The organism is Arsenophonus sp. ENCA (assembly GCF_002287155.1).
GTDB classification, from domain to species: Bacteria; Pseudomonadota; Gammaproteobacteria; order Enterobacterales; family Enterobacteriaceae; genus Arsenophonus; species Arsenophonus nilaparvatae.
In genome coordinates this window covers 1-9,369 of sequence record NZ_NHNG01000738.1, presented here as the reverse complement: position 1 = coordinate 9,369, position 9,369 = coordinate 1, and the positions used below count along the sequence as shown (strand labels likewise).

Annotated in this window: 6 protein-coding genes and 1 pseudogene; 6 read left to right on the top strand and 1 reads right to left on the bottom strand. The window is 35.9% G+C overall.

All coding sequences use genetic code 11. The annotated features are described in order from the left end of the window. Positions 1–361: 361 nt before the first annotated feature. From apbC to asmA, 4 genes are all read left to right on the top strand, one after another. Positions 362–1,477 carry an iron-sulfur cluster carrier protein ApbC gene (apbC, locus tag CBG25_RS19240; protein WP_290608668.1) on the top strand — a complete coding sequence of 372 codons (1,116 nt, stop codon included), beginning with the start codon at positions 362–364 and terminating at the stop codon, positions 1,475–1,477. A 183-nt stretch (positions 1,478–1,660) separates the two neighbouring features. Beyond that, a complete protein-coding gene (gene udk, locus CBG25_RS19235) occupies positions 1,661–2,302 on the top strand; it encodes a uridine kinase (protein WP_290608666.1) in 642 nt (213 codons plus the stop codon). Between the two features lie 43 nt (positions 2,303–2,345). Continuing rightward, a complete protein-coding gene (gene dcd / locus CBG25_RS19230) occupies positions 2,346–2,948 on the top strand; it encodes a dCTP deaminase (RefSeq protein ID WP_032115375.1) in 603 nt (200 codons plus the stop codon). Between the two features lie 140 nt (positions 2,949–3,088). Continuing rightward, positions 3,089–4,912 carry an outer membrane assembly protein AsmA gene (asmA, locus tag CBG25_RS19225; protein ID WP_290608664.1) on the top strand — a complete coding sequence of 608 codons (1,824 nt, stop codon included), beginning with the start codon at positions 3,089–3,091 and terminating at the stop codon, positions 4,910–4,912. A gap of 50 nt (positions 4,913–4,962) precedes the next feature. Here asmA and CBG25_RS19220 read toward each other — a convergent pair whose 3' ends face one another. After that, positions 4,963–6,552 carry a TerC family protein gene (locus tag CBG25_RS19220; protein WP_290608662.1) on the bottom strand — a complete coding sequence of 530 codons (1,590 nt, stop codon included), beginning with the start codon at positions 6,550–6,552 and terminating at the stop codon, positions 4,963–4,965. A 233-nt stretch (positions 6,553–6,785) separates the two neighbouring features. On the opposite strand from CBG25_RS19220, the gene gndA reads away from it, so the two are divergent. Further along, positions 6,786–8,198, top strand: a complete 1,413-nt coding sequence (gene gndA / locus CBG25_RS19215) for an NADP-dependent phosphogluconate dehydrogenase (protein ID WP_290608660.1) — start codon at positions 6,786–6,788, stop codon at positions 8,196–8,198. Positions 8,199–8,832: 634 nt separating this feature from the next. Continuing rightward, a pseudogene (locus tag CBG25_RS19210) lies at positions 8,833–9,225 on the top strand (SLC13 family permease); the annotation flags it as partial. Positions 9,226–9,369: the final 144 nt, after the last annotated feature.

The following is a 9,369-nucleotide window of genomic DNA, read 5'->3' as shown; positions in this document are numbered from 1 at the left end:
ACTTGTCGATCGTCTGTTGGTGATACTGGTTTGCAAAGAGGTCATTCTTAATGGCGCTGCGTTTCTTCATGGTGGTTAGCTCAGTAGACCAGCTTCCGATAACTTTATCAGCAAAATCAAACTCGGCTTAGGTTTTTCGAGGTGCCCTAGAGTATCTTACACTGCTTACTTGCAAGAATATTTTATAGATATCTTTAATGCATGGATAACCGGACAAAATATGAACATCCTGATTTTTTCTTGTTTTTAAATTTATACTTCTTTTTTAGAGACTGCGAAACTCGTGTCTTAATTAAATTGTTCTCTGGTATGATGTAGTGATTAATTATTGATAATTTAATACTAAATAAAAGGAGCTGCGATGAATTCAGGATCCTTGAAAAAAACAAAAGCAAAAAAGTTAACTCAGCAAGTCGCTGAGGTTTTAGACACATTTTCTCATCCGACACTGCAAAGTAATCTGAGTACATTAAAAGCATTATGTCATTGTGTATTACTCGATGATGTTTTACATATTGAATTAGTCATGCCTTTTGCCTGGAAAACACCTTTTAAGTTATTAATTGAGCAGCTGACACCGCAATTACGAAAAATAACTAGCGCTCAAACAATAGAGTGGGAATTACGTCATAATATCAATACATTACGTAGGGCGAATAATTTGCCTGGTATTAATGGAGTGCGTAATATTATTGCTGTCAGTTCAGGTAAAGGAGGGGTTGGCAAATCAACTACAACAGTGAATTTGGCGTTGGCATTAGCGCAAGAAGGAGCGAAGGTAGGTATTCTGGATGCTGATATTTATGGTCCCTCTATTCCGACTATGTTGGCAACTAAAAATCAGCGGCCCACATCACCTGATGGACATCATATGGTACCGATAATGTCTTATCATGGGCTAGCAACTAATTCAATTGGTTATTTGATTAATGATGACAATGCGATGATATGGCGTGGTCCAATGGCTAGCAAGGCTTTGATGCAAATGTTACAGGATACCGAATGGCCAGATTTAGATTATTTAGTGATTGATATGCCACCTGGAACCGGTGATATTCAATTAACCTTAGCACAGAATATACCCGTTACCGCGGCGATTGTTGTTACCACACCACAAGATATTGCTTTGCTTGATGCGATGAAAGGCATCGCGATGTTTGACAAAGTGAAAGTGCAGGTATTGGGTATTGTTGAAAATATGAGTCTACATATTTGTAGCAATTGTGGCTACGTGGAGCCTATTTTTGGTTCTGGTGGTGCAGAAATATTGGCTGAAAAATACCAGTGCCAGCTGTTAGGTAAGATCCCGTTACATATTTCTCTGCGTGAGGATTTAGATCAAGGTCAACCGACAGTAATGCGCGATCCTAATGGTGAATTCGCTGATATTTATCGAGAAATAGCATCGACGATTTCTGCCCAAATGTATTGGGCAGGAGAGAAAATTCCCACTGAAATTGCTTTCCGTGCTATTTAAACTGATTAGTTTCATAACTTATTGCTTGAAAAAAATATGAAGTGATAATTATTAGGTCTTGTTATTAAAATTAGCCAGACCTAATTTTAAATGCTGGAAGATACTATAATAACCCCTTATAATTCCGGCGCTCATAATATTTAATTATATTAATTCCCATTATTTAAACTCAGGTTATTTAAAATGGCTGATCCAGCACATAAGTGCGCTATTGTCGGTATATCAGGTGCTTCAGCATCAGGTAAAAGTCTTATTGCGAAAACGCTTTATCATGAATTACGTACTCAAGTGGGTGACCACAATATTGGTGTGATCACTGAGGATTGTTACTATCGAGATCAACATGACATGCCGATGGAAGAACGAGTGAAAGTAAATTACGACCATCCCAATTCAATGGATCATGATCTGCTTTTTCATCATCTGCAATTGTTGAAGGCAGGCAAAGGCATTGATCTGCCACAATATGATTATACTCAGCATACACGTAAGCATGAAACCATGTTTTTTCAGCCTAAAAAAGTGATTATTATTGAAGGTATTTTATTATTAACTGATAAGCGCTTACGTAAGAATATGGATTTTGCCATTTATGTTGATACGCCATTGGATATTTGCTTAGTAAGAAGAATTAAACGGGATGTCAATGAACGAGGAAGAACATTAGATTCTGTTATTGAACAATATACTAAAACTGTTCGCCCAATGTTTCTTCAATTTATCGAGCCATCGAAACAATATGCAGATATTATTGTTCCTCGTGGTGGAAAAAATCGAGTGGCGATTGATATTCTAAAAGCTAAAATAGGGGAGTTCTGCCAATAATTATCTATAAATAGATTAGGCATTCTCGCAAGGAGATGGAAAAATGCGACTTTGTGACCGTGATATAGTTAAATGGCTTGATGAAAAGAAATTGGTTATTGAACCGCGCCCATCAATCGAACGGATCAATGGGGTAACCGTTGATGTTTGTTTAGGCAATAAATTTCGAATATTTCAGGGCTATACTGCACCTTATATCGATCTTAGTGGGCCCAAAAATGAAGTTAATGCTGCATTAGATCGGGTGATGAGTGATGAAATTACCTTAAGCCATGATGATGCGTTTTTTTTGCATCCGGGTGAATTAGCATTGGCGGTCACTTTAGAATCGGTCACTTTGCCTGATAATGCTGTTGGTTGGCTTGATGGCCGTTCTTCTCTTGCCCGCTTGGGATTAATGGTGCATGTTACTGCTCACCGTATTGATCCCGGTTGGTGCGGTCAGATTGTGCTAGAGTTTTATAATTCAGGTAAACTGCCATTGGCACTACGGCCGGGTATGGTTATTGGCGCATTAAGTTTTGAAGTTTTATCCGGTTCAGCTGAACGCCCCTATAATCGCCGTCAGGATGCAAAATATAAAAATCAACAAGGTGCGGTAGGGAGTAGAATTAGTGAAGATGATAAAAGTAATCATAAATTGTAATATTTTAAGTTAATTAATTCGGTGTTTAGCTGAAATCATGCTATAACCAAAATAATTTTATTTTCTCAGGTCACGGAAAATAAGCTATCTAAAGATGAAGTCATTAATTGTTTGTTTGAATACCATTGATGGAGACAGTGATGAAACGATTTTTGACCACATTAGCTATTCTGATGGTGGTTATTTTAGCCGGCTTAACGGCGCTAGTATTGCTCGTTAATCCCAATGATTTTCGTCACTATTTAATTGATAAAGTTGAACAAAAAAGCGGCTACCATTTAGTTTTTCAAGGCGAAATGCGTTGGCATGTATGGCCTAGGCTAAGTATTATTACTGGGCCGATTTCACTCACCGCGCCGGGCGCGACTAAGCCGGCCATTAGTGCAGATAACATGCGGCTTGATGTCTCCTTATGGCCGTTAATTTCCCACCAACTGTCTGTTGAACAAATTGTAATCAGTAATGCAGTTTTGCGCGCTACTCCTGATAGTGAAGCAAAATCAAATCCAGATGCCCCGATTGCACCAGAGGGTCTTAACCGTATTAGTAGGAAAAATAATAATGATAGCAAATGGTTATTTGAGATTAATAAAATAAAACTAACTGATAGTTTGTTAATTTGGCAGTTGGATAATGATACCCAGCTAAATATGCGTAATATTATGTTGTCGCTCAGCAGGGAAGATAATCGTTTTATTAGTGTTAATTTTAGTAGTAATGTAAGTAAGGATCAGCAAGATCTCACTTTTTCTTTAAAAAGTAAGTTAAATATTGCAGATTATCCGCATCAGATTGCTGCGGAAATCAATCAATTAGAATATAAAATTAGTGGTATTAATTTACCAACAGATGGCATTAGCGGCAATGCAACTTTATTGTTTGATTATTTGCATGATCAGCAACTAATATTAACCCTGTCTAATTTAGCTATTGACGTCAATGATAGTAATTTAACTGGAAATTTAGTGGCTCATTTAGGTAAATCACCAAATTATCAATTAAATATTACTTCCACAAAACTGGATCTAGATAAGATTTTAGGTTGGCAATCTTTATTACAACCTTTAACAGAGACAAAGATAACGCCTCAAGTAAGTCCTAAGCCTGTTATTGCGACGGTTGAAACCGATAGTTATGATTTAAGTTATTTAAAGCAATTCCCATTTCAAGCAACAATCTCTGCCGATAAACTTATATATCGAGGTTTAGTTGTTGATAGCTTTAAGTCTAAGATAACCAATAAAAAAGCGTTATTAAATATTAGTCAGCTAGAAGGTGGATTATTAGGTGGAAATTTTGAATTACCTATTAGTTTAAATTATCAAAATAGTCCGGTTATTGTCACGGCTAAGCCCAAATTTAATCATGTTAGGTTGGCCCCGTTGCTGCAATCCTTTGACATGCCGACCAAACTAGATGGTTCATTGATGTTAGCAGCAAATTTATCAGGACCTGGATATGATAAATTTGCGCTGCTAAATTTGTGGTCCGGTAACGCTAATGTAATGTTATCCAAGGCACAGTTAACAGGATTAAATATAGCTTCACTGATCCAACACGCCTTTTCACGCCTTACTGATAAAATTGATACCCCGCAAAATCTTGACGAAAATACGCAAATTGAAAATTTAACCGTTGATACAAAACTTAATAAAGGAATGCTATCGTTCTCAAATCTGGTTGCTTCTTCAGACGCTATGAGTATCGATGGTAACGGTTGGCTAAATTTAGCTGGGAAATCAGCAGACGTGAAATTGCTGGTTAATATCAATAAAGGCTGGCATGGAAATGATAATTTTATTAATAAAATTAATCAATTGGCCATTCCTCTGCGTATTTATGGTAAGTGGAAAAATTTACAATATCAATTGAATATTGAAAAATTGCTGCGTGATGAGTTTCAATCGCAAGCTAAAAAAGCACTAGATAGTTGGTTAGACAAAGAAGTTAAATCGCAAAATTAGTTTTAGCTTAATATTCGACAAATGTAACGCGCTAATTAGCGCGTTATGTCTTATGTTAAGGTAATATTCTGTTTAACATCATTTTTAGCCAGTTGCAGGGGGGTAATCAACACTTTTTTAAGGCGGTGGCTGGTGACTTCCAACGGTTCAAAAATCCAATTTTCAATTTTGATACGTTCACCTACCACAGGCATTCGTTGTAGATGCTCCATTAATAATCCGGCAATTGTCTCATATTCACGTTTTTCATCAAGAGTAATTGGCACATACAGGATCAGATCCTCTAAAGGCATAAAGCCATTAGCAACCCAACGGCTATCCTCTAATTGTTGAATATCATGACGAGAATCCACCTCTGCTTCGCTGATTGGCATATTACCGGCAATAGTTTCCATAATATCCGTCAGCGTAACAATTCCTTCGACAGAGCCAAATTCATCAACTATAAAGGCAAAATGGGTATGAGCTTTACGAAACTGCTCTAATGCCTGAAGTAGTGATAAGCCTTCAGGGAAAATTAGTGGCTGGGTAATTAAGGCATGTAGGTTAAGTTTTTGCTTTTTTAATTGTTGATTTAATATGTCGATAACGTATATAACCCCGACCGGTTCATCACTTATCGATTCATCTGTAACAACAAGACGGGTATGTGGTGTTTTTTCTAGCAATGAAAGTAACTTATCGGCAGGCTTGTTGATATCAATGTATTCAACGTCATGGCGCGAAGTCATAATACTACTAACATTACGTTGAGCGAATCCTAATAAACGAACAATCATTTGTCGTTCTTGTGGATCAAAAATACCATTATTATCAGCGATTAAATCAGAGGTGCGATGATCTAATTCAGCACGTTCATGTTGACCATCTAAAACCCGCAATACTGCTTCTGCGGTTCTTTCCCGCAGTGATTTGGTGCCTTTTAAAAAACGGCGGCGATTAAATAATGCAAATTGGTTAAGTGATTCGATCATAATAGAGAAACCAATAGCAGCGTATAAGTAGCCTTTCGGTATCAAATAACCAAACCCTTCAGCAACTAAGCTAAAACCGATCATCAGTAAGAAACTGAGACAGAGAATAACAATAGTAGGATGAGTATTAACGAACAGGGTTAATGGTCTACTAGCGATAATCATTAAGATCATAGCAATAGTGACTGCAGCAATCATAATGCCAATATGTTCAACCATACCTACGGCAGTGATTACCGAATCAAGTGAAAAAATAGCATCTAATACAATAACTTGCGCGACAACAGCCCAAAATTTAGCCGTTTTGCGTTGCTTGCCAGATCGTTCGTCTTTACCTTCTAATCGTTCATTAAGCTCCATAGTGGCTTTAAAAAGCAGAAACAGCCCGCCACCAAGCATCAGAATATCCCGCGCACTAAATGGGTGACCCCAAATATTAATGATAGGATTGGTTAGTGAAACGAGTAAAGTGAGACTAAACAATAAGATGATGCGCATAAATAGTGCGCAGGTTAAACCAGTTATTCTTGCTTTATTACGTAATTTAGCCGGTAATTTATCAGCTAAGATAGCGATAAAGACTAAATTATCAATGCCAAGCACGATTTCGAGTACGATAAGAGTAAGAAGCCCCGCCCACATCGTAGGATCAGCGATCCATTCCATAAAATTTATTTTACCTTCTAATATGACGGCTTATGCCGACCTTTAGAATAATGGGCACTTTGAACAAAAATTTCAATATAATAACGTTTTTTTAATCGTTTTTAGCCGAAATATCGTGTCCTTGAAGACATGAAATCACTATCACCAAACTATAGAGTAAGTTAATATATCAATACGTAAAAATATATTTGCTCGTTAATTGTGGGTAATGAATTGTCAGACAGGAGTTTTTCATGTCAAAACAACAAATTGGTGTAGTTGGTATGGCTGTTATGGGACGTAATTTAGCGCTCAATATTGAAAGCCGAGGTTACTCTGTTTCGATTTTTAATCGTTCTAAAGAAAAAACCGATGAAGTGATCGCAGAAAATCCAGGTAGAAAATTAATTCCGTGTCATACAATTGAAGAATTTGTTGATTCATTAGAAAAACCACGTCGTATTTTATTAATGGTGAAAGCGGGTGAGGCGACAGATAAAACCATAGCTTCCTTAACACCTTATCTGGATAAAGGTGATATCCTGATCGATGGTGGTAATACTTATTTTCAGGATACTATTCGACGTAATCAAGAACTTTCAGCACAAGGTTTTAACTTTATTGGGACCGGCGTTTCTGGTGGTGAAGAAGGTGCATTAAAAGGGCCTTCTATCATGCCTGGTGGACAGAAACAGGCTTATGATTTAGTGGCACCTATCTTGCAACAAATTGCAGCTAAGGCCGATGGTGAGCCCTGTGTCAGCTATATTGGTCCTGATGGTGCAGGTCATTATGTAAAAATGGTGCACAATGGCATCGAGTATGGTGATATGCAGCTTATTGCTGAGGTATATTCAATACTTAAAAACGCATTAAAATTAAATAATGAAGAATTAGCTGATATTTTTACTGAATGGAATAAAGGGGAATTAAGTAGTTATCTAATCGAAATTACGGCCGATATTTTTCGTAAAAAAGAAGACCAGACCGGTAATTATTTGATTGATGTCATATTGGATGAAGCCGCTAATAAAGGAACTGGAAAATGGACCAGTCAAAGTGCCTTAGACTTGGGAGTACCTGTTACGCTTATTACTGAATCGGTATTTGCGCGTTATCTCTCTTTTTTAAAACAGCAGCGGGTGGCAGCAGCAAAAATCCTGACTGGGCCGGCTGTTAATTCATTTAAAGGTGATAAGCAGGAATTTATTGAAAAAGTTCGTCGGTCACTTTATTTAGGTAAAATCGTTTCCTATGCACAGGGTTTTCAGCAATTAAAAGCAGCATCGGATGAATATCAATGGCAGCTAAATTATGGTGAAATTGCCAGGATTTTCCGCGCTGGTTGTATTATTCGGGCGCAATTTTTGCAAAAAATTACTGATGCCTATAGCCAAAACCCATCTTTAGCAAACTTAATGTTAGCGCCTTATTTTAAGAATATTACTGATGAATATCAGCAATCATTACGGGATATTGGCTGTTTTGGTATACAAAATGGTATTCCATTACCTACGCTTACAGCAGCAATTTCTTATTATGATAGTTATCGCTCTGCTTTTTTACCGGCAAATTTGATTCAGGCACAACGTGATTATTTTGGCGCTCATACTTATAAGCGGATCGATAAAGAGTGTATCTTTCATACTGAATGGATAGAGAAATAGGTCTATCTGAACTGATATAAAATCATATTGGATGGTCTTTATCATTAACGATAAAGACCATCTTTCTTGGCTTTGGGTTAGCACAAATGGACATATTGATTTGCTGCTTTTTTTTTGACTTTAATTTTATATCTATTCAAAAATAAATAGATTTACACATTATATTGTAATATAAAATATATTATTTTTTATAAAGTAATTCTGATTTTCAAATAAATCTATTGTTTTTTAATAAAACAAATAAACTTATTTGTTATTTGATAAAATTAACCATAAATAATTATGATTAATTTGCTATATTATGAAAACCACTAAGACTAAAAGAAATAGAAATAGTTTATCTTAGTGAATTAATGAATAAAATTTATTGTGATTTTTGTAATACATATCACATTTTTAACATATAAAAATAACTTATTCTTACAATAAAGAGATAAAAATTAAAAGAATAAATTGGATAATTTAATAAACTTATAAATTAATATTTATTATTAAGCTTGATAAAAATAAATATAGTTACTAATCTATAAATTTATATAATAAGTAGTTGTATGATTTGTTAGCGTGATTTTTTAATTTATAAATTATTAATTATTTTTTGTGTAGATATATTTCACCAATTGGATAATACAGTATGGATAAATTGACCCCATTCAAACCTTTACCAACCATAATTGCTATTATAATCACTCTCATCATCTGGTTTATTATTCCTACTCCTGATGGTGTTGAGGTAAATGCTTGGCAATTATTTGCGCTTTTTATTGGGACTATAATAGCTATCATAGGTAAAGCCTTACCAATAGGTGCAATCTCCATTATCGCAATTGCATTAATTGCTATTACGGGAGTAACTAATCCTAATAATCCGACGGAAGCCATTAATGATGCATTGAGCGGTTTTTCAAATCAACTTATTTGGTTGATAGGTATTTCAATAATGATTTCTGTTAGTCTTAATAAGACCGGTTTAGGTGCCCGTATTGGTTATTATTTTATTTCTTTATTTGGCAAAAAGACCTTAGGGCACCTCGAAAAACCTAAGCCGAGTTTGATTTTGCTGATAAAGTTATCGGAAGCTGGTCTACTGAGCTAACCACCATGAAGAAACGCAGCGCCATTAAGAATGACCTCTTTGCAAACCAGTATCACCAACAGACGATCGACAAGT

Excerpts from the sequence above, each read along its gene's own strand:
- apbC (WP_290608668.1), top strand. The coding sequence starts at position 362 with ATGAATTCAGGATCCTTGAAAAAAACAAAAGCAAAAAAGTTAACTCAG.
- udk (WP_290608666.1), top strand. The coding sequence starts at position 1,661 with ATGGCTGATCCAGCACATAAGTGCGCTATTGTCGGTATATCAGGTGCT.
- dcd (WP_032115375.1), top strand. The coding sequence starts at position 2,346 with ATGCGACTTTGTGACCGTGATATAGTTAAATGGCTTGATGAAAAGAAA.
- asmA (WP_290608664.1), top strand. The coding sequence starts at position 3,089 with ATGAAACGATTTTTGACCACATTAGCTATTCTGATGGTGGTTATTTTA.
- CBG25_RS19220 (WP_290608662.1), bottom strand. The coding sequence starts at position 6,552 with ATGGAATGGATCGCTGATCCTACGATGTGGGCGGGGCTTCTTACTCTT.
- gndA (WP_290608660.1), top strand. The coding sequence starts at position 6,786 with ATGTCAAAACAACAAATTGGTGTAGTTGGTATGGCTGTTATGGGACGT.